Origin of the sequence: Fructobacillus americanaquae, assembly GCF_024029775.1 — a bacterium.
Classification (GTDB): domain Bacteria; phylum Bacillota; class Bacilli; order Lactobacillales; family Lactobacillaceae; genus Fructobacillus; species Fructobacillus americanaquae.
On record NZ_CP097122.1, the window covers coordinates 599,258 to 621,450 of the forward strand.

Sequence of the window (22,193 nt, forward strand, 5' to 3'; positions counted from 1 at the left end):
AAAGGAGAAAAGCTCAGATAGAGGTAAGTCGTGCTATCCCTGATACCGTTTTTGAAAGTGATGAATGGGCTGGGAAACTGCTTTTGCTCAAGGCGCCGTCGACAACATCGTAAATGCTGATAGTTTAATCTCGGGGATACGATTTTTTTGACATAGTAAACTTGATTTAACCGGATCATTCGTTGCGCCTCATTAACACAATAATAATTAAAGTAATTTATTACGCCTATTTGAACCACTCGGGCGCCTGTGTTTTGGCGCTGTTGCATTTTGATTGATTGTGATGTTGCCGCATTGCCATTGTTCATAACAGTTAACCTCCTTTTGTACTAGGTTAGTGACATGGAGCTGCACTCGAAAATTATCCGTGTGCCGCCCCAAAAAAGTATTGGTTAAGTGCTTGAAACCATATTTGATGCAAATGACCACCAACCGAATCAAGCCACTCATATTCGGCCTCCTTTCGTTTTGATACCTCATTTATAAGGTAAAACGCAAAGGTGCGCTAGCGTTTCCCCACACATTGTCAGCTCACTTCCCTAACTCGCAACATACCGAACAAACCAGTAACATTAGTCCGCAGCAAAAGTATAAAAACTATTTTCTCCCAGGGTAATTTCAGCAAAAATCAGTAAAAAAGGACAAACCACGAGTGGTTTGTCCTTAAATCGTCGATATCGCTGTCAAGCCCTTTTTTCAAATTAATGCAGAAAAAGTCCCTCATGCTGCTAGCAAGGAATACTGGAGAAACTTCTATTTTGCCAAAAACTTAGTCACAAGTGGCCTTCCCAATGAAAAACCTTCCTTATTCAAAATAAAAATCACCAAGTTCATAAGTTTCAACTCGTTTAACGAAGAGTTGGTGTTTTTCGACTAAATCAACGACGTCATCTAAATCTAGCAAGGTAATTGGCGTTGACTTTGACGGGTCCTTGGCCTCCTTGACCGCTGCCGGTGTAAAGTAATCGGTCGTAATCAAAATGCCATAATCTGTCCCATTTTGAATTGATCCACGAAAATCACGGATATATTTATCACCAACCTGATTATTATAGCGTTTGGATTGGATGGCCACTCGAGTAGTCCGCAATTCGTCACTAACGAAATAAGCATAGCCATCTAAACCGTGGTCCTGTGAAAGCTTCATGCCAATCTCATCATCAATTTGAGCACCCATTTCCTGGATTAGACGACGGCTAAACTTTTCAAATTTACTTGGATCCATCTTACGTAATCGAACCTTAAGTTCTTCTTTCCAGCTTTCGGTACTATCACTAATATCATCAGAATCATCTTCTTCAGGTTCAGGATCGGCTACCCGATTTTTAGGATCTTCAATGAACTTTTGTGTTTCTTTTTTCTTTTTATTCTTCTTTGATAATTCCTTCATCAATTCGTCTGTTGCTAAACGAATTTTTTCACCATCAGTTTGGCTTAAATCGAATTCCATCCCCTTTTCGGTTAAAACCAGAAATCTCGCTTTAGAATTTTCAATGCAGCCAAATAATTGCCAACGCTTCACTGCAAAATTAAAAGTGAAATCAAATGGACGATACGCAGTACCGGTTTTTTTAGAAACCTTTTCTTCCTGAATCATTGCATCAGAAATTCGTTCGTCTGTTTGCGGCAACATGTTTTTTGCCGTCTTCTTTTCCATCTTACCACCTGCATTTTGCAGGATTTGAAGCAATGCCATCATGACAATTCCTGATTTTTCTGCATCTTTAAAGTGTTTTTTTGCTTTTACGTCGTCTTTCATCCGTTTTTACCTTTACATTGTTGTCAAATACAAAGTATTTTTTTCACATATAACCATGATAACATTTCTTGAATAGATAGGGTAAATTAGAATTATTTACAACACTTGGGAACAGCGTAAGTTTGACGAACTCTCTCAACTATATAGAGGACTAACCTATAAGCCATCTGATGTTAGGAAAGATGGGATTCGAGTGCTGCGTTCATCTAACATAGATGGGAATACATTTACTATTAAAAATGATGATGTGTTTGTGAAACCAGATGTAGTTAAAATATCAACAGCTCAAAAAAATGACATTTTAATAACTGCAGCTAATGGATCGAGTTCGTTGGTTGGGAAACACGCTTTAATAGATGATTCATCAGAACTGATGGTGCATGGTGGCTTCATGTTGCTGGCAAAACCTCGTGAACCAGAGTTTACTAATGCGCTAATGAATAGTCAGTGGTATAGAAATTTTATTTTTAAATTTGTAGCTGGTGGAAATGGCGCAATAGGCAATTTAAAAAAATCTGATTTAGAAAATCAAAATATTTTGATACCTTCTTCGCGAGAACAAAAGCAAATGGGCCGATTATTTAGTCAATTAGATAACCTCATCACCCTTCATCAGCGTAAAGATGATTTTTATCATGGTGAAAAATTATCACTCCATAAATTTTTTCACAAGTGAAAAATGAATTTTTTTCTTTTTAAAACCAATACTTGGGAACAGCGTAAGTTGGGGGAAGTTGGCAAAGCTAAGTCTGGAATTGGATTTCCAGATGCTCAACAAAGAGGTAAGCAAGGGACTCCATTTTATAAAGTATCAGATATGAACAACCCAGGTAATGAGGTTGTTATGATGAGTGCCAACAATTACGCAAGTGACTCTCAGCTTAGAGAAAATAAGTGGAATCCCATAAACCCCCAAAATAGTGGTGTTGTATTTGCAAAAGTAGGGGCAGCCATATTCCTTGATAGAAAGCGAATTGTCGATACTTCTTTTTTAATTGATAATAACATGATGAGTTATTTGTTTGACTCTTCTTGGAATCGTTATTTCGGTAAGACTTTATTCGAAAAGTTAAGATTATCTAGATTTGCTCAAGTTGGAGCATTACCAAGTTTCAATGGTTCCGATGTTGAAGATATCAAGGTGATGATACCCGAGAAATCTGAACAGAAAGTGATTGGCGATATGTTTGAGAAGTTAGATGACACTATCGCTCTTCATCAGCGTAGGTCACTTTCCCTTGTGAATTTAGCTTAATCCTGACAATGATCGCATAACCAAATCAACGTCCTTATTTTCTAATTCTTGAATGATATGCAAATAGGTTTTCTGTGTAGTTGTCATACTTGCATGGCCCAATCGTCTCGCTACACTCGCAATTGATACCCCGGCAAATAGCAAAAGTGATGCATGTGTATGTCGCAAACCGTGGATTGATATCACTGGCACCTCAGACTTTTCACAAATACGGGCTAAAATATTATTAATTGTTGAATTATAAACTTTTTCGCCTGGGGCAACAAATATTGGCTTTTCATCTGGAAGTTCTTTCACCAATTCTGAAAATTGAATCACTGTCTGCCAGTCTAATTGAATTTTTCGCACAGAAGAATGATTTTTTGTTGGTGAAAATCCTCCATGACCTTTATAATTCCACGTTTTGTTAACAGAGAGCATCTGATGTGGAAAATCAAAATCCTTTGGCGTTAATGCTAGGGCTTCTGAAAAACGCATTCCAGTTTTAGCAACCAGTAGGATAAACCAATCCCAATTAATTTCTTGATCTAATTGCAAATTACTTAACATCGTCCGCAATTCAAACTGATTTAAATATTTAGGTTTCTTATCTCTGGGATGCTTTCCTTTGATGATAGCTTTTCTTGTCGGATCCCGTTCAACAAGGCCCTCATCCACCGCATCAAGAATCGCTCCCTTTAATTGGTGATGAAAATCCATTGTTGTCTGTCGCTCATGTTCTTCTGCATAATTATTTAACAATTGTTGATAAGAAATTCTTGTTAAATCTTTAAGTTTCAAATCAGGCATTAATTTGACCAACCACTGGTGCGACATAATATATTTAGCCATAGTCACCTCACGTATTGCTCCTTCCTTATAAACCGTGATCCATTGTTTATAGTACACATGAAATTTTTCGTCTTTAGCTATTTTTTCTAGCATCATCTAACCCTCCATAAATTACGTAATAATTTGTATTCACATGTTAAAAATACCTATGTGAACTAAGATTATTGTGCCAAATAAAGTCCAAAAGACAAAAAAAACAGGCCAATAGCCTGTTTCACTAATTTATTTATACAAACATTTTTTGCAACAACCCTTTTTTCTGTTCTTGCAAAGCATCAAGTTTACGCTGATGAAGGGTGATAGTTTTGTCCAAGTGTCTGAAGAATAAGCCTATTTTTTCTTGTTCAGCCATAGTTGGATATGGAATTGGCATTTCAACAAAGACTGAATCCTTAATTGCAAAACGATCAGAACGCGCGCCTGTGTCACCGTTTTGTTCCATAAATCGATGCCAGTAGGTAGTATCAAAATATTTTTCCAAGTAATTTTTATCAATACCATGTGCGCGAAAAACATAATAAAGTGGCGACATTACGCCAGTTTTACCTAATTTATTCCGTTTAATAGGTCCAACCGGAGAAAAATTTGAAATACGAGGATTATAGACAAAATCATTGTTTTTTACTATGTAGTATCCGTCGAGATTCTTAGCATTAGAAATATCCTTATCAAAAAAGTCACGCTGATTAATAATTCCATATTCTGCTGAGTTAGTCAAAGTTTCTGTGAACTCACCAGTTTTATTTTTTTCTTTGACCTTATCAGTAACTTCCCCCAACTTACGCTGTTCCCAATCGTCAGTAAAACCATTAAAACGAATTTCTGGAATTTTTTCGTCTTTTTTCGGAAACATTTTTTGTAGTAAACTTTTTTTCTGTTCTTTCAGCAAATTTAACTTACGCTGATGAAGGGTGATAAGGTTGTCTAATCGTTGAAAGAATGATCCAATTTTTTGTTGTTCGGTTAACTGCTTTGGCGTAGTTACCTCAAAATGTTTAAGAGATTTTTGGCTGACACCTTTCGCTGTTCCGCCACTAGCTAGTTTAGTTAATTCATTAAATGATTTAGGTGTACGAAGCATAACGGCTAAAAAATTTTCTATTATTTTATCATCATGAACAATAAAAGCAATGGTTCTCTGACTAAGAATATATCCTCTATTATCTGGTACTTGGGCGACCTTTCCCATTGGTGCCTCTGTTGTAAATAGGACTTGTCCTTTATGCAGGAATTTTCCACCCATCCATTTATCATACATTTCTTGACTTCCATAGTGCGCTTCTGCACTCAAATCAATATAACCATTTTTAACATTTAAGGCAGAAAGTGCCAAATAACCATCGTCACTTTTTTCCCAATCAAAACCTATTTTTTTTGGAGTTCTTCCTCTAAAATCAATCGTATCTTTAATATTGTCAAAAAACTTACGCTGTTCCCAATCGTCATGAAATCCCTGAAAACGGATTGCCGGCACATTTTTATTCATGATTGCCTCCCGCTAATAAGCTCTTTAATGAGTCAATCACCGCCTTGCTATCATCGTTTACAGCCAATTGGTTAACCAGTTCTAGCAATTCCGCTTCTTCTTTCTTGATGTCAGCCTCAACTGACACGATGTCTTGATTGACTTTAACCAAATCAATTGGCTCTTCTTCTTCAAAAGTATCAACATAGCGTGGAATGTTGAGATTAAAGTCGTTTTCGCGAATTTCGTCCATCGTTGCGACATGGGCATACTTTTCGACATCTTCACGCTTCAAATACGTATCAACAATCTTCTCAATATCTTCTTGTCGCAGCTTGTTGCTGTTCTTTTGTTTCTCAAATCCCTTAGAAGCATCAATAAAGAGTACGTCGTCAGTGGCTCGGTTCTTTTCCAAAACCATAATAATCGTTGGGATACTTGTATTAGTAAAGATATTGGCAGGTAGCCCAATCACTGCACTAATATTACGGTTTTCCAGCAAAGCCTTTCGAATTCGTCCTTCAGCTGCTCCTCGGAACAAAATGCCGTGAGGCAAGACAATGGCCATTCGACCGTTATTATTCAAATGGTACAGGCCATGCAGTAAGAAGGCGTAATCTGCTTTGCCCTTTGGAGCGACACCAAATTTAAAACGAGGATCATCTTCACGGTTCTCAGCATCCCACTTTTGAGAATATGGTGGGTTTGCCATCACAGCATCAAACATTCGCGGTGAATCAACCCCATCAATGGTTCCGTCTGGCCAATCACCAGCTAATGTGTCGCTGTTACGTAGATTAATATCGTTGTACTCAACACCATGCATCATCAAGTTCATCCGTGCCAAATTATAAGTTGTTGTAATTAATTCTTGCCCATAGTACTTGATGGCCCCCTGGACACCCGCATTCTTCATGTATGAAGCAGTAGTGATCAGCAAAGACCCTGAACCCATTGTTGGGTCATAGAGAGTATACGTTTCCTGATTTTCACGACCAGCAGTCAAAATTCGAGCCATGATATCCGAAACTTGGTGAGGGGTATAAAATTCTCCTGCTTTAGCACCAGAGTTAGCAGCAAACATGCCGATCAAGTATTCATAAAGGTCACCTAAGACGTCAGCATCAGTATCTAACTCAATTTCGTCCATCAAGTTAATCCAATCCATCATGGTCGCGGCACGAGTCTGAGCATTGGCCCCTAACCGTGAAGAGCCAAGATCAATATCTGAAAAAATACCAGCATAATCTGATTTTGCTTCCGGACTAACACCATTATCAAAGCGAGTTAAAGCATCTTTGACCATCATAATATTGAACTTATCAGTGTTAATGGCTTCCTTCCAATCGGAAAACATGTCCCCGGGCTCAATCACATATCCCAAAGTTCCCTGCATGAAGCTCTTTGCCTTTTCAGGGTCTTGTGCCCAAATATTGGCCCATTTTTCACCTTGTAGCACACCATCAAGCCAAAGTTGGGCCTTCTCTGACAAAAACTTATAAAACATAATCCCAAAGATGTAGTTCTTATATTCTGACGGCTCAATTTTTCCCCGTGTCTCATTCAATGTTTTCCAAATCAACGCTTGTCTATCTGCTGTTAATGCCATTATCTACTCCCAGTTAAAATTTTATAGTTTTGCAAAAAAGTTTAGGACATCATCTTCAAAATCAGCGATTGCAAAGAACCCTAATTTTTCTTCTTTTTCAATCTGCTTCAATTTTGTCTTTAATTTTGGATTATCGTTTAACCCGACTCCCGGCAAAAAGGCTTCATACGCTTCAATAATCGCATTGCCACTCAGGTGGTAGTCATCCGCCCAGCGGCGAATTGTCAATTCCTGTTGGTCAGACCTGACGGCTTTTCGTGTCTTATCCAACGTTTCAGTATTAAATGCTACACGGTACTTCCCGGAAACGATGCCATCTAAAATGTCGAGGATTTCATTGCGCTCGACATCAGTCATTGTCGCAATATGCTTTTCAATCTCCGCACGCTTTGTATCAACCGTTTCCTTCATGTATTCATTGATTAACTCAACCAATCGATCATAATCAATAATTTCACGACCATACAAATCAATTGCAATCTGGATATTCGTTAAATCAATCTGTTTTTTAGCTGGTAATTTATCGTTGACTACGTTCAAACGGGCCTGTAAAGCACTAAAATGACTATCATCTTTCAAATTCAGTGCAATCTTTTGACCATTCAACTCTCCTTGTGCATCAACATCAGCGATTTCATCACCGATTTTGTAGCCCTGCTGCACCAGTCGTTGGACTGAATGGTTGACTTCGGCGGCTAGTTGAACAAAGTGCTCACGCTCTTTTTCAGATGGCGGCGTTACACTAAAATCTTCGCCGGCCATGGTCTTTAATTCTTCAATTTGTGGAATCAAATTTTGGATTTGCTTAGCCTTTTTTGGAGCTAGGATATCATCAGTAATTAAGACCTTTTCCATTTCACTTTGATCTTGATTCAGCTGATCCTGATCAGGCTGAGTATCGTTACCGCCTTGCGTATAAATCACGAGTGCGTTCTGCACCCGTTCCTCCATCATCTCCCCTTTACGGAAGAAACGAATCTTTCCATGCGGCTTCGCATTGCGGTCAATCGTTCGGTTGGTTCGTGACATGGCCTGAATCAGCAAGCCTTCTTTCAGAATTTTATCCATATAAATCGTATTGACATATTTCGAGTCAAATCCTGTTAGCAATTGATCGGAAACGATAATCAAATCGAGTCTTTGGGGTGTTGCTGTCTCCTGGTCTTCCGTCAACTTTCTGTTATAAGGCTTTTTGTGGGCGATCCTCTTGGTAACATCCGTTAAGTAGGCGCGCTCAGGGTCATGATTACTAAAAAAATCATGCGTTCCATAAAACGTGGAATAGTCCTGCATGGCTGTCTTGAGCGACTCTTGTAAGTCGGAAGAGCCTTGTCCATTATCTTCATCACGAGAATAGGTCATTGCTACTCGCAAATTTGGCGCTAATTTTTTAAATAAGTTATAGTAAGCCACTACCGCCTGCTTACCGGAAACTGCTAACATTCCGTGAAATTGGTTTGGCTGCCGAACACCCATTTCAATCGGACCAGAGTGATTTTCGTTCCAAAGGTCACGAATATCCTCTACCACAGCCTCGCGGAATGGCAAAGAAGTGTAAACGGCTTTTTCCAATTCTTGCTCTGTGAAATCACTATCCGCTTCCTTTTCAATCGCAGGCGTGTAGTAAGAGACATCAAAACCAAGGACATTTTGATCGCTAATGGCATCTTTGATTGTGTAACGGTGTAAACGTTGACCAAAAACGTCATATGTTGAAACAGATCGTGTCGTCTTGACATCATTGACGTCATCACTATAAAAATTAGGTGTTCCCGTGAAAGCAAACCAAGTTGTTTTTGAAAAGGCCTTTTTAATATGGGCAACTGCATCACCACTAGCAGACCGATGCGCTTCATCCATCAAAATCACCATTCGTTCATCCGACTCCAGGCCGCCCTTGACAGCCTTATCCAATCCCTGGACGGTTGTTAAGAAAATATTTGACGGACCATTCTTTTGCTTTAGGGCTTTTCGTAGAGCCCCACCGTTGACAACTTGAATCCGTTTTTCAAACGTTTCATAAGCAAATGATTTAAAGTTTTCCGCCGTTTGATTCACCAAGTCAACCCGGTCCACGATAAACAAAACGTGACGGACACGTGGCAAGGCAGCCAGTAGCTGAGCAACCTTAAACGATGTGACCGTCTTACCACTTCCCGTCGTATGCCAGACGTAACCCCCCTCTTTTTCTACAAGATGATTATTCTCCATGACCCGCATCCGATCCATAATAGCCCGAGTGGCTTGAATTTGATAGGAGCGCATCACCATCAAATTATCATTATCAGCATCTGGAATCATATTCACAGTGACCAAGCGGTGCAGTGCCGGTATTCCCATTACCTGATGAATGAAAACCATCGCATCAGAGATATCTTTCCCGTCATCATCTCGCCAACCAAACAAAAATTCTCGGTTGTACTCCATGGAATTTTTCGGCCGCGCAAAATAGTGGGCTGAATGCTGGGACAGAATAAACATGACCTGCACGAATGAAAAAAGACCCTTATACATGCCATCTGAATCATATTTTTGGAATTGCTCGAAGGCACTCAGCTGATTAGCCCGTGACTCATCCTTTTCTTCTATATGTCCAACTGGCAAACCATTAATCAACAGCATAATGTCGATTCGTCGGTTATGGCCAAGCGTCCTTGGCAATTTGTCAAAAGTAACCTGGTTAACAATTTCATAGCGAGAATGACCACCAGCTACTTCATCACCATAAAAAATTTCAATTTCGAGTTGGCTACCATCGTCACGCGTTAGTGGCAGCGTACCAACCCCACCTGCACCTGCTAATAGCAACTGTGCGTCGTAAGGCGTTTTATTGTGCGTCAGTTCCAACTTTAAATTATCAAATTCATTATCAGAAAGGGGTTTATCTTTTAATTTGATTCGATTATTATCGTTGAGTATTTCACGCCAGTTTTGCTCTAATACTTCTGCTTTTTTATTAGAAAGATCTTCTCGGTAAGTCCAACCTTCCTTTTTCAGTTTTTCAATTACCGCTTGTTCAAATTTTTCTTCAGACATCGTTCTTCCATCTCCAATAAACCTAATCCAAAAACTGTATCCAGCACTGCAAATTAATCTATTTTTTCACATATGCTCTATATTTTACCTGATATAAGCATGATTTGCAGCGAACAATTCTGTTTAAGCATATGCTTAAATGAAAAAAATCAGTCAGCACGTTTCAGTTTAACTATGGTCAGCAAACCCACAGAACAGACTACACCAACAATTTTAATGATTGGTGATCCCATCATGAACGGCAGTGATTAGATTTGAACCAGTATTTCCTCTTTTTGTCTATTAAGCCGGCTTTTACTAGCAAAGCCACTACGAAAAACCAAAAAAGCAGGACCCACTTTATGGGCCCTGCTTATTCTTTTATTCATACACGAATAGGTTAATTAATATTGGTAATCGTCTGGTTTGCTACCAAATTTTTTCATATAACTAGCCGATTTATTCAAATCCTCTTTCGTAAATGTATATTGCTTCTTATTGTTAAAATACAAAAATAGTGGCGAACGGAAGCCAATCCAGTAATTCAATCCAATCCAGCAAAAGGCCATGAGCAAATCAAGCCAGTTAAACATTCCTGATGGAATCGTTTCTACTAAAAAGACAGTTGCAACCACTGACAAGATAATCGCGGTCAACAAACCGGGGTTGTAATAGCTCTTGAGTCCCACATTAAAGATAATTAGATGTCCGAATAGCTCAACAAAAGCAAAAATAACAGCGGCGAGAACTAACCAATGCCATTGGGGCAAGAATAGCGTTGGCAAATACACTGTAATCGCAAACCATTCGTTACCAAACAACGAGCTACTTTGGTTCAACTGCCATCGCGAAACAACGCGATTGACATTTCTCATTTCAACTTTAATTCCACCCCAAGCAAAGCCACCTGGGAGGCCAAATTCTTCAAAGAAATGTAAATGAATAAAAATTAAGCCCAATAACAGCATTCGTTGGTTGAAATCCCAGACAAACAATCCAAGTGCTAGGGCGTAGAACCCAGCTATAAATGGCATAAAATCATACCACTTCATAATCCATTTTTTCATTATTTTGACCTTGTTAACTGACAAAAATCCATAATTTCGTTATATCTTTTAATTTGCCAATGATTTATTGGGTACTTAGTATGCTTGTTCTTTAATAGCTGAACCGGAGCCACAATACTCAATAAGATACATACAATTAACACCAAGAAAGCTAGAAAAATGGTTCCCCAGTTTAATTTCCCTAAACTCGATAATTTATTAATATAAATTACACCGAGGGGCAAAAAAAGACCAACCGTCGTCACCATACCCGGGTTATACCATGCACGCAATTTAAGAGGCATTTGAATACAATGACCTAAAATTTGGAAAAGACTAAAGAAAATCACCCCCAGTCCTAACCAATAATAGTTAGGCAATAAAATCGCGACTAAGTAGATAACCCAAGCAATTGTATTAACTAACATGATGGAAAGGCCATTACCAGGATAATGATCAGCTAGAGTAGTTTCATCGTATACAACTTTATTGATGATGATTGGAGCACCACCGGGAAACTGGTATTCTTCAAACTGATGGGCGAATAGAGCAATCAAATTCCAAATCAGTAATATCTGAACTGCACTCAACGTTATCAAGTGGAATGCCAAAAAAGTCATTAAAATCAGACCAAGCACCGCTCCCAATCGATACCAATTATTTATTAAAAATTTCATTGTTAATCTCCTACAAATGACTCAGTTGTGTAATTTACATACTAATATTATAATTCTGATAACTAATAATAAATAGTACCCGATTAGGACTTATACACAAATGAAGCAAATTGAGACATTTACCACCCAACATCGTCGTCAAAAGCAGATTGAAGAAACAAAAAATAACATCAAAATAGCCATGTTAGCGCTCATGCAAAATCAGGATATCAAAAAAATCAAGATTGCGGATCTGATGCAAAAAGCTGGTTATACTCGTCGAACTTTTTATCGTCATTTTTATTCCTCAGAGGATGTTTTAAAAAGCATTATAACGGACATCGTGTTTGAACTTTTTGCTTACTTAGATAATAAAGATACGGAACAAAATTTCGCTCAAACCGTTACCTTATTTTTTAACTTCTGGACGCAATACACAGCTATATTAAAAAAACTAAAACAGCAAAACTTGTCCTATTTACTGCAAAGTATTGCCTTTGAAAATATACAACAGAGTCAGCTAGCAGTTGTTTTAAAGCAACAGCAGAATCAAGTATATATTGAGTATTTCGCCTTGTCAGGTATGTTTTCACTCCTAACTATTTGGGTAGATGATAATTGCCAAAAATCAGTTGAGGAAATGGGCCAAATTGCCCAGGAAATTAAAGATGCAATCAAATAAAAAAGAACACCAGCAGGTGTTCTTTTCAACATTACGATTTACTTAACATTGTCTGTTTCAGAGAGCTTCTTTTGATCAGAATCGATGCTATCAATCAACCACTTTGAGGCATCATCGTCATACTTCACATGGGCTTTCAACAAGAAGACCTGTGACAATGTACCAGAGCTATGCTTGTCGGGATCCGTGTCAGCCGAGTAGTTAAAGTCTTCCTTAATTTTAAAGGTGACATCAGCAGTCTGCTTTCCCGTCGCGTTCACATCTTGAATATCAATCGAACCGAAGTTAATTGATTCAGCTGTCCGCTTTGCAGTCGTCTTGTTGTTCTGAATCATTTCCATGAAGTCTGAGTAAGCTTTGTTGTTGCTACCATTCACGAAAACGTCAGATGCCGTCAAGTCACTAGTATCGAAACTGCTGTCTGACGACCCAGCTTGGGAGAGCAGCGACGTTAGATTTGCTAGCAAGGCGTCAGCCCCAGTCTTGGTCAACTTTGACTTCGAACTAGATGAAGAAGACGACTTATAAGCGTGCAAATCGATTTCAGCTGCTGCCTTATTCAAAACGGTAGCAGTCATCGTTCCCTTGAAGCTGTCACCATCACTCTCACCCTGGGCAACCATGTCATAGTTACCTGGTGCCTGATGTTTCACAGTAGCGACTTCATCTTCGTCAGAATCATCCACAATGACCTGATCGTTAGCCGTTACCTTCAAATCTGAGTGATTTGTGTAGACTTGCAAATCAATCGGTGTCACCACCATTTGATACTTCGGGAAAATGAAAAACTGGTTGCCCGTTTTCTTTAAGTTAACGTTAAAGGAGTCGTTTTTCAAAAGTGATTCAACCCTCGTCTTTGTCATCCCAGTCTTCATATATTTAACTAGGGGAACCACTTCGCTCTTGCTAAGGTGCTTGTCAGTATCAGACCAAGTCAAATTCTGGCTGTACTGATCAGCATTATGGCTGTTCAAAACCTTGACCGCACGATTCATTGATGAATCATATGAGTAATAGTGTTGTCCATAAAAGTAACCGGCCAGCAAAGCCAACACGATGATAATAATTGGCAACCGAAAACCATGTTTTTTGCTGACCGCTCGACTCTGACGATGGGGGGCAGTCGGCGCCTCTCCATTCGTAGCCGTGACTGATTTGGCAGTAGACGTCGGCGCTGCATATTGACGTTTCTTGACTTCATCAATTGATGGCTTCCGTCCGTACTTGTTTTCAAAATCTGCCACCCAGGCTTGCAAGCGTTCCCTTTCGGAACGTTCCTGCTGGTCAGTCGTCAAGGCAAAGCCGTTTGCCTTAGCGGCTTTAAATTCATCCAAGGAAGGTTCACGACCGTTTTCTTTTTTAAAGGCAGCCAGCCATTCTTGTTGTGTCATGAATAGGTCCCTCCTAGATTAATAATTAAAGTTGGCAATTGTACTGATCAATGACTTGAACATTGGTGTGATAATTACGATGTAACCGATATAAACGACGATTGCTGTCATGATTGCTTGAGAAATTTGCCACCAGATTAAGTCCAATTTCTGATCGTTTTCACGGTATTTTTGAACAAAATAAACAGCCGCAAGGTTGACAACAGCAAAGGATAACATTGGCAGCATAATTAAGATACCAACGTTAATCATAATTTCTTGAAGAACACTGCTAATATTATCAACACTTACCTTTGGCACCTGGGCAATAAACGAGTAGATAAAGCCAATAATAGCAAAGATGGCAGCGGCTGGTTGGAAAACCAAAAACTGGTTTACCAAATCCTTGAATTTTTCCTGTTCCTTAGTCACCAATGCCAATCCTGGCAACGCAGCAAGGAACAAGATAACAAAGACAAAGAAAAAGTTAAAGAAAACCGATGGTAAAATCCGGCCAGCAAAGCTCGCAATACTGCGACCATAAGAGTTGTCGTTTCCCACGACGTTTGCCAACGAAACAAAGATGCGGCGAACGAAGTTCCAGAAAATGCCAGCAGAACAAACCGTTGTCAAGGCAAAAGTCAACCAAAGGTAAAGCTGATTTGGATTTTCTTCATTGACATACTTCATTGGACGCAAGGCCCGGTTTTTAAACCAAGAAAAGTAGTTCCCGGCGTGCTGCTTGACTGTATTAAAGGCTTTCCCCGCTTGTTCCTTGGTTTCTTCTACTCCCTTGCTGATTTGCTGACTATCGATCTTGATTTCAGGGCGATCACTTTGAGCTTGGCCATCTGTAAATTCACCCTTTTGCAAAGCAGCGGTAATTTCATCTGCATTTGGCTTGCGATTATTAATGAGTTCGAAATATTCTTCCCATTCATTACGACTTGTCATACTTTCTCTCCTTTATCACATTTAAATTAAATGAATATAATTTGATTGTAACACAAATCGGGTGCATTAAATCTGACACCACTGCACTTATACGACAAATCATTGCTTGCGTGTCTTTTTATTGCTTGGTCCCAAGTATAATGAATCTCAAAAAATAATCATTTGAACAAATAAACAAAAAATTTACCGGTACCTCGTGAACAATGGCCAAAAGAAATCAGCGTGTAATCTTTGACCGCAGCCACCTCCCTGGTGAAAATCCATTCTAAACAATTGGGAAATTGGGGATGACAAGCTCTTTTTCGTTAACTTTTCCCCGCTTTGTTTCGTTACACGGACGTAAAAAAGCGCCCCTCCTCACCACCTTTTGGTGGCTGAAGAAGAGCGTTTGCTCAAGAACTTGTTGTTTGGATGCTTTTGTGGGCGCACGGTCAGTACAGTCCAGATCAGAAAAGTTGCTAGACGGTCCTCAGTCTATTCCTTAACCAACTCCTTGATAAAAATCATCAACTTATAGGTTTCATCTGCTGAAAGGTAGGCCGTCTTGTAGCATTCAACTGCTTCAGCTGGGCTAGTTGGCTGTTCGCCCTCAATGTACCACCTTTCAATTTGTGGTTTTAATTCCTTAACCAATTCGGCATAGCCAAACTCCTGCTTACTTTCAATGGCAATCAAAGCATGCAAGATCGCGTGCTCGATTAAATTACAGTAAACCAAGCGGGTCTTTTGTTGACTGGCATACGGATACTGTTGAACCTTAATCATCGCCGGATCGGCCAAGTTGAGATACCGACTTTCATCAATATGGTGGCAATAAAGCCCCTCTGCCGTCCGGTCAATCGCTGCATTTTTGGGCAAAGAATACGTTTTGCCAACCAAAAAAGCCTGGTAGTTATCTTCAGCAAAGTAACTGTCCTTGGCCGGGCCATACTTTTGTAGAAGTTCCGCCACGGCATCCGAATAGGATAGTTTCAGCAATTGCATATATTGGTCGAGTTGTTCTGTCATGGCATGTCTCCTTTTGAACTCTTGAGTAACTTTCTTCCCCCCATCTTACCGCAACAGCTACAAAATTTCTGGTCAATCACTCCTTTCAGTAAAATTTTTCATTGAAAAATCAGCCTCATCTTAAATATTTTTGCTAGTGCTCAAAAATTCGCCAACTGCGCACCCAGACTGCTTTTCTAGATGAACTTTACCCAAGAAAGAACTCACTATTTTCTCACTTTTCTCTAATTAATCCTTGACAGGTGAAAAAATATTCTTTATGCTGTTGTCAACAAGTTGGCGAAAAGCCAATGTTAATCAAAAAACGATGATCGGAAATTTTAGTTGACTTTGTTTTCACAGAAAAGCTGGATGTTAATTCGTGAGAACCGGCCAAACAAAACAACTAAATCGTGCCCGTGAGTTATCTTTCGAAATGAGTAGAAAGAATCGGTCAATGGCCCGTTACCGCCAAAGTCTTTTTTGACTTGCTGAGCTAGGAGTGTGCAAACCTTCTAGGAACTTGAGGTGGTACCGCGCAAAAACGCCCTCTGACAGACTAATCATCTGTCAGAGGGCGTTTTTTTGATTTATAGACTAGAGGAGAACAGATTATGACCACAACAACATTTTTTCAAAACCAATTTTACGGTAAGAGCATTTTGAAAGAAACTGATTTATCAGTCAACGAACTAAACTACTTAGTTGATTACGGTTTGCACTTAAAGGGGCTTGCCAAGCAAAATATCCACACCAAGCTACTGGCTGACAAGAACATCGCCCTGATTTTTGAAAAAAACTCAACACGAACTCTATCAGCTTTTACTACGGCTGCCAACGAACTAGGTGCCCACCCCGTTTTTTTGGGCAAGGATGAAATCCACTTATTCCACAAAGAATCGATTGAAGATACAGCGAAAGTCTTGGGTTCAATGTACGACGCGATTGAATTCCGCGGTTTTCGTCAATCAAGCGTTGAAGCCTTGGCTAAGTACTCTGGCGTTCCCGTCTGGAACGGGCTGACGGATGACTGGCACCCAACGCAAACAATTCCTGATCTGATGACCATCAAGGAAAACTTCGGTCACTTAGCTGGCTTAAAGGTCGCCTACCTCGGTGATGGTCGCAACAACGTTGCCCACTCATTACTAGTCGGTTGCGCCATGGCCGGTATCAACGTTGCCATCGTTAGTCCGGAATCATTGCAACCGGCTGCCGAAGTCGTAGAAATTGCCCAAGGTTATGCCAAGGAAACTGGTACCGAAATCACCATCACTGCTGATTTGGCCACCGGCTTACAGGATGCCAACGTTGTCACAACCGACGTTTGGGTTTCCATGGGTGAAGATAACTGGAAGGAACGAATCGACTTGCTCCTGCCCTACCAGGTCAACATGAACGCTTTGGCCATGACCGGTCACCTCGAGGACGGTCAGTTGATTACCCTTCACTGCTTACCAGCCTTCCACGACCTGCGCACTGAAGTTGGTAAGGAAGTTTATGTCAAGTACGGTCTCAAGGAAATGGAAATCACCGACGAGGTCTTCCAAAGCCAATACGGACGCCAGTTCGATGAGGCCGAAAACCGTAAACACGGTATTAAGGCGATGATGGCCGCCACGCTTGGGACCCACTTTATTCCAAAGATTTAATGGTACCAGCCAAGCCAGAAATTGATCTTCACGGCCAGAACCAAAACCTAGTAATACAGAAAGGACACTTGCTATGAATGCCGCAATTACAGGCGTTACCGGTTATGCCGGCATGCAACTTTACGCCCTCTTACAAGAACACCCCGAAGTTGAAACCATCAACGTCTACCAACACGATTTGGACGATGCTATTCCACTTGTCGACCTCAACTCTCGTTTGAACCTGCCACATCCCCAACTAGCTTACCCATATGATAGCCAAGAAATCATGGCCAACAACGACCTGATTTTCCTTGCAACACCGGCCGGGGTCGCCATCAACTTAGCCGTCCCCTTCTTGAAGGCCAATTTCCCAGTCATTGATCTTTCAGGTGACTTCCGCCTCAAGGACCCAGCCGAATATGAAAAGTGGTATCATCTCAGCCCAGCTAAGGAAACTGATTTGCAAAACGCCTACTACGGCCTGGCCGACATTTACGAAAATCCGGGGGCCGCATACATCGCCAACCCCGGCTGCTATGCAACGGCAACCCTTTTAGGATTAGCACCTGCCGTCATGGGCGATTTGATTGAACCCGACTCAATTGTCGTCGATGCTAAATCAGGATTGTCCGGTGCTGGCAAGTCCCTGAGCTCATCATCACACTTTAGCCGATCAAACGAAAACTTACAGATTTATAAGGCTAATCAGCACAAGCATATTCCAGAAATCTTAGCTGAACTTAAGAAGTGGAACCCAAGGGTACAACACCTACAATTCATGACGACCCTGGTCCCAATTGACCGCGGTATTATGGCCACGATTTATACCAAGGTAAAGCCCGGCATCGACGAAATGGCTATCCTCAACTACTACCATGACCTCTACGACGAAGATCCATTCGTTCAAATCTGTGATGATTACCTCCCAGATATCAAGTCCGTCATCGGGACCAATAACTGCAAAATTGGGCTGACCTTTAATCCCGTGACGGGTTACCTGACCATCGACGCCGTCATTGACAATATGCTCAAGGGGGCCGCCGGTCAAGCTATTCAAAACATGAACCAGTTGCTGAACTATCCGGTGACTACTGGACTGGAATTAACAGCCTTGGCCTTTTAAAGACCGAGAATACCGTCAGACTTGTTAAGATTTCTGGCGGGATTGCTTCTATGCTCCACTAGCTTCACAGCATGGTCCAATCAATGGCCACAAAGCCCTTGATTAACCGACTAACCTTGCCGGCACTTAGACCAACAACAGCAAAGACAAAAGTCCCTCTTTATATAGTAGAAAAGGAGAACTGCTCATGCAAGCAATTGACTTTACCTGGCCCAAAGGTTTCCAAACGGGCACAGCCCATGCGGGCTTTAAAGAAGACGACCAACTTGATATGGCCTGGATCGTTTCAGATGTTCCAGCCGTTGCCGCTGGTGTTTATACCAAAAACCAATTTCAAGCTGCTCCGGTGCAGTTCACTAAAAATTTGATTAACCAGAACCACAAGCTCCAAGCCGTCGTGATTAATTCTGGTAATGCCAATTCCTTCACCGGCCAAGAAGGACTGGACCACGCAGACGAAACCCACCAACTGGCAGCCAATCAGTTAGCTATCAATCCCGACCTCGTGGCCGTCGCTTCCACCGGTGTCATTGGCAAACAACTAGAAATGGAAAAAATCAAAGGGGGCCTAAATCAATTAAGTTTGACCCGAAAATCAGACATTGCCCATGCCATTTTGACAACTGATTCTTGCGAAAAGAAAATAACGGTTGCCGTCATGGTTGCCGGCCAGCCCGTTACCATTACAGGGATTGCCAAGGGCTCTGGGATGATCCATCCAAACGTGGGCACCACCCTGGGCTTCGTTACCACGGATGCCAGCATCGCCAGTGAGACCCTCCAGGACCTTCTCTCTGACTTAATTCAATCTTCCTTCAACCAAATCACGGTTGATGGCTGCATGTCCACCAATGACATGGTCCTCGTCCTTGCTAATGGTCAAGCAGAAAACGAACTGCTTGACCAAAGCTCAGCGCAAACCGACGCTTTGGCTGATTTCAAAGAAGGACTAAAGGTAGTGCTGGTTGCTTTGGCCAAGATGGTCGCCAAAGATGGCGAGGGGTCAAACAAGTTTGTGCAAGCAACCGTCGTCAACGCCGCTTCAGTGGTTGAGGCCAACCAGGTTGCCCGGGCAATTGTCGGTTCCAATCTCATCAAGGCCATGCTCTTTGGCGAAGAAAACAATTGGGGCCGAATTGTCCAAGCGATTGGCCAAACCCAAGCACAAATCAACCCCACCCATCTCGATATTTACTTAGCTGATATGCCTCTCGTCAAGGACAGCCAAAAAGTCTTGGCTGACAGAGACCAAGTAGCAGCCATCCTCGCCGAAGATGACATCAATTTGACCATTGACTTGCATGTTGGCGAGGCAACTGGTCAGGCCTGGGGTTGTGATTTGACTTATAAATATGTTGAAATCAACGCCGCCTACGAAGGTTAAGAGCATGATTGTCATTAAAATCGGTGGCAATGCCATCAGCCAACTAAAAGACGATTTCTTCCACCAAGTTAAGGAATGGACCAAGGAGGGCCAGCAAGTGGTCATCCTGCACGGTGGTGGGCAATTGATTTCTTCGACCTGTGTTTTCTTTGACTTGCCAACCGAAAAAATTAACGGGATTCGGGTCACACCACCAAGTGTTCTGACCCTAACCAGCCATCTGTTAACCAACGTCATCCAGCCTCATTTTCAAAATCAGTTGGTCCAAGAAGGTCTTCCAACCCTCGCCGTTAACCAGGAAGCTGGCCCCCTCTTTACTGCCGACTACCTTGATCAAGAAGTCTATGGCGAGGTCGGCCAGGTCACCGGCATTGATGAAGCGGTGCTAGCAAGGGTTAGCCAAAATGCAAGGTTACCACCATCCAATCTTATTGGTCAATTCACTCGCTAGTGGTCCAAATGGCCTTCTTAACGTAAATGCCGATTCAGCGGCTCAAGCGTTGGCGACGGTGACATCAGCCGACCAGTTAATCCTCTTGACTGATGTCCCCTGTGTCTTAGTCAATGAAGAGGTTGTCACAGCCCTCAACCCGCTGTCAGCCAACCAATTAATTGACCAAAATTTGATTACCGCTGGCATGGTGCCCAAACTTCAAGCCGCATTTTCTGCCCTGCACCACGGTGTCCACAAGATTACCATCACCAATCGCCTTGGCCAAGGAACAAAGTTAGAACTATGATTCAGACAAAAAATCGACAACCTGATCACGTTTTTTGGGAGACTGCAAGCTTAAGCTTTTTTAAGTGCGCCTTCTTGACCACTTAGCAGTAAAAAAACAGCAAACAAGTTTCTGATTTTTCTAATCCTAAAACAGACAGTAGAACCAATAGGAGGCTTTACCATGACGACCACCATGCACACTTACGACCAATTCCCCTTTGACATCGTGGCTGGACACGATTCGTATCTAATCGATGACCAGGGAAAGGAATACCTCGACCTGACTGCCGGTATCGGTGTCTGTAACTTTGGTTACAGCAATCAACAAATTAAACAGGCCGTGGCCGACCAAGTGGAAAAGGTCTGGCATATTTCCAACTTATACCAAAACCAGCTCGCAGAAGAAGTTGCAAAAGACCTCTGTCCAGATGGTTACCAGGCCTTCTTCTGTAACTCAGGGACCGAGGCCAACGAGGCTGCGATTAAGTTAGCCCACAAGGCGACTGGCAAGCACGAACTCCTGGCCTTTAACTATGGTTTCCATGGCCGGACCACCGGTTCCTTGTCTGTTACTGGTTATCCCCACATCCAGGAAGGTTTTGCACCGCTGATGCCAGCAGTTAAGATGGTGCCTTTTAATGATTCAACTGCCCTCGCTGCGATTACCGAAGACACTGCTGCCGTGATTCTGGAAGTCATCCAGGGTGAAGGTGGGGTTAATGTTGGGCAGGCCGACTGGCTCCACCAAGTCCAAGACAAATGCCATGCAACCGGTACTCTTTTCATCATTGACGAAGTGCAAAGTGGCATGGGTCGGACTGGTTACCGTTTTGCCTTTGAACACGACGGTTTGGAACCAGACATGATAACCGTTGCCAAGGGACTGGCCAACGGTTTGCCGGTTGGAGCCCTGCTCGCTAAAAAAAGTATCGCCGAGTACTTCCAACCAGGTGACCACGGCACGACATTTGGTGGCAATAAAGTCGTGATGTCCGCCGCTAAAGCAGTGCTTAAGCAGCTGAATCCAGACTTCCTTGCGACTGTTCAAGCAAAGGGCAACTGGCTTTTTGACCAGCTGGAACAAAAACTTAGTCCGTTAGAAGGCGTAACCGGCATCAGTGGTGCCGGTTTAATGGTTGGTATTCACTTAGCTGATTCTCTGCCTGTTAACCAAGTCATCCAGGCCCTCCACCAAAAAAGTCTCTTAACCCTTTCTGCCCGTGGCAACACACTACGTCTTCTGCCACCATTGATTGTTGATCAAATTGCTTTAGCCCAAGCCATCGATCAAATCGGTCAAACAATTCAACAACTGAGCACTGCTGACCAAGCCGTTGCCGTTCAATGACCTTAATGGTCATTTTTTATTTTTGGAAATTTTTGAATAGACTTAACGATGAAAATTTTCATCCGTCACGATTTGATTAGCTGATTAGGTTTCAATTTTTCCTAAAAAGCGTCAAGTTATTTTTGAAACGAGATAAAAATCACCCCTTTTTTATCTCTTTGACTAATTTTTTTAGAATCATTTTTTCTTTCATAAAATCGCTAAAACGCCAAATTTCCGCCTTTTTTCTGAACACTGCCCCTTGGCTAACCCCAGAGTAAATGTCATCTTTCCTAACAAAAAATATTTTCCCATAATTTTTTCATCCTATGATAGACGAAATTACAGTGAAACACATACTTATATTAGTGATTT

The 22,193-nt window shown here is 41.5% G+C and carries 19 protein-coding genes; 9 read left to right on the plus strand and 10 right to left on the minus strand.

Annotation, left to right across the window (positions count from 1 at the left end):
* Window positions 1-805 precede the first annotated feature (805 nt).
* Window positions 806-1,759: a restriction endonuclease gene (locus tag M3M36_RS02770; protein WP_252774322.1), complete on the minus strand. Its 954-nt coding sequence runs from the start codon at window positions 1,757-1,759 to the stop codon at window positions 806-808.
* Between the two features lie 94 nt (window positions 1,760-1,853).
* On the opposite strand from M3M36_RS02770, the gene M3M36_RS02775 reads away from it, so the two are divergent.
* Together M3M36_RS02775 and M3M36_RS02780 are read left to right on the plus strand one after the other, a co-directional pair.
* Window positions 1,854-2,435, plus strand: a complete 582-nt coding sequence (locus M3M36_RS02775; RefSeq protein WP_252774415.1) for a restriction endonuclease subunit S — start codon at window positions 1,854-1,856, stop codon at window positions 2,433-2,435.
* 3 nt (window positions 2,436-2,438) lie between these two features.
* Window positions 2,439-3,014, plus strand: a complete 576-nt coding sequence (locus M3M36_RS02780; RefSeq protein WP_252774323.1) for a restriction endonuclease subunit S — start codon at window positions 2,439-2,441, stop codon at window positions 3,012-3,014.
* Here M3M36_RS02780 and M3M36_RS02785 read toward each other — a convergent pair.
* The 6 genes from M3M36_RS02785 to M3M36_RS02810 form a co-directional block, all read right to left on the minus strand.
* Complete coding sequence (locus M3M36_RS02785; RefSeq protein WP_252774416.1) at window positions 3,006-3,938, minus strand: site-specific integrase; 933 nt, start codon at window positions 3,936-3,938, stop codon at window positions 3,006-3,008. The genes M3M36_RS02780 and M3M36_RS02785 overlap by 9 nt on opposite strands.
* A 133-nt stretch (window positions 3,939-4,071) precedes the next feature.
* The gene (locus M3M36_RS02790) at window positions 4,072-5,331 is read right to left on the minus strand and encodes a restriction endonuclease subunit S (RefSeq protein WP_252774324.1); all 1,260 of its coding nucleotides are present in this window, start codon (window positions 5,329-5,331) and stop codon (window positions 4,072-4,074) included.
* Window positions 5,324-6,919 carry a type I restriction-modification system subunit M gene (locus tag M3M36_RS02795; RefSeq protein ID WP_252774325.1) on the minus strand — a complete coding sequence of 532 codons (1,596 nt, stop codon included), beginning with the start codon at window positions 6,917-6,919 and terminating at the stop codon, window positions 5,324-5,326. Before M3M36_RS02795 ends, M3M36_RS02790 begins: the two co-directional genes overlap by 8 nt.
* A gap of 21 nt (window positions 6,920-6,940) precedes the next feature.
* Window positions 6,941-9,955 (minus strand): type I restriction endonuclease subunit R, encoded by a 3,015-nt coding sequence (locus M3M36_RS02800; RefSeq protein WP_252774326.1) that lies wholly within the window; start codon window positions 9,953-9,955, stop codon window positions 6,941-6,943.
* Between the two features lie 383 nt (window positions 9,956-10,338).
* The gene (locus M3M36_RS02805; protein ID WP_252774327.1) at window positions 10,339-10,986 is read right to left on the minus strand and encodes an HXXEE domain-containing protein; all 648 of its coding nucleotides are present in this window, start codon (window positions 10,984-10,986) and stop codon (window positions 10,339-10,341) included.
* 14 nt (window positions 10,987-11,000) lie between these two features.
* Complete coding sequence (locus tag M3M36_RS02810; RefSeq protein WP_252774328.1) at window positions 11,001-11,657, minus strand: HXXEE domain-containing protein; 657 nt, start codon at window positions 11,655-11,657, stop codon at window positions 11,001-11,003.
* A 100-nt stretch (window positions 11,658-11,757) separates the two neighbouring features.
* Here M3M36_RS02810 and M3M36_RS02815 point away from each other — a divergent pair, with 100 nt between their 5' ends.
* Window positions 11,758-12,318, plus strand: a complete 561-nt coding sequence (locus M3M36_RS02815) for a TetR/AcrR family transcriptional regulator (RefSeq protein WP_252774329.1) — start codon at window positions 11,758-11,760, stop codon at window positions 12,316-12,318.
* A gap of 38 nt (window positions 12,319-12,356) precedes the next feature.
* Here M3M36_RS02815 and M3M36_RS02820 read toward each other — a convergent pair whose 3' ends face one another.
* From M3M36_RS02820 to M3M36_RS02830, 3 genes are all read right to left on the minus strand, one after another.
* Complete coding sequence (locus M3M36_RS02820) at window positions 12,357-13,709, minus strand: zinc ribbon domain-containing protein (RefSeq protein WP_252774330.1); 1,353 nt, start codon at window positions 13,707-13,709, stop codon at window positions 12,357-12,359.
* 18 nt (window positions 13,710-13,727) lie between these two features.
* Window positions 13,728-14,642, minus strand: coding sequence for a hypothetical protein (locus M3M36_RS02825; protein ID WP_252774331.1), 915 nt, complete (start codon window positions 14,640-14,642; stop codon window positions 13,728-13,730).
* A 474-nt stretch (window positions 14,643-15,116) separates the two neighbouring features.
* Window positions 15,117-15,650, minus strand: coding sequence for an SAV1803-related protein (locus M3M36_RS02830; RefSeq protein ID WP_252774332.1), 534 nt, complete (start codon window positions 15,648-15,650; stop codon window positions 15,117-15,119).
* Between the two features lie 593 nt (window positions 15,651-16,243).
* Here M3M36_RS02830 and argF point away from each other — a divergent pair.
* The 6 genes from argF to M3M36_RS02860 all read left to right on the plus strand — a co-directional run bounded on the left by argF (window position 16,244) and on the right by M3M36_RS02860 (window position 21,839).
* The gene (gene argF, locus M3M36_RS02835) at window positions 16,244-17,281 is read left to right on the plus strand and encodes an ornithine carbamoyltransferase (RefSeq protein ID WP_252774333.1); all 1,038 of its coding nucleotides are present in this window, start codon (window positions 16,244-16,246) and stop codon (window positions 17,279-17,281) included.
* A 73-nt stretch (window positions 17,282-17,354) separates the two neighbouring features.
* Entirely contained in the window at window positions 17,355-18,386 is a 1,032-nt protein-coding gene (argC, locus tag M3M36_RS02840) for an N-acetyl-gamma-glutamyl-phosphate reductase (RefSeq protein WP_252774334.1), read from the plus strand.
* A 187-nt stretch (window positions 18,387-18,573) separates the two neighbouring features.
* A complete protein-coding gene (gene argJ, locus M3M36_RS02845) occupies window positions 18,574-19,770 on the plus strand; it encodes a bifunctional glutamate N-acetyltransferase/amino-acid acetyltransferase ArgJ (protein WP_252774335.1) in 1,197 nt (398 codons plus the stop codon).
* Window positions 19,771-19,774: 4 nt separating this feature from the next.
* A complete protein-coding gene (locus M3M36_RS02850; RefSeq protein WP_252774336.1) occupies window positions 19,775-20,221 on the plus strand; it encodes an amino acid kinase family protein in 447 nt (148 codons plus the stop codon).
* Complete coding sequence (locus tag M3M36_RS02855) at window positions 20,175-20,510, plus strand: amino acid kinase family protein (RefSeq protein WP_252774337.1); 336 nt, start codon at window positions 20,175-20,177, stop codon at window positions 20,508-20,510. Before M3M36_RS02850 ends, M3M36_RS02855 begins: the two co-directional genes overlap by 47 nt.
* A gap of 162 nt (window positions 20,511-20,672) precedes the next feature.
* Entirely contained in the window at window positions 20,673-21,839 is a 1,167-nt protein-coding gene (locus M3M36_RS02860; protein WP_252774338.1) for an acetylornithine transaminase, read from the plus strand.
* Window positions 21,840-22,193 lie beyond the last annotated feature (354 nt).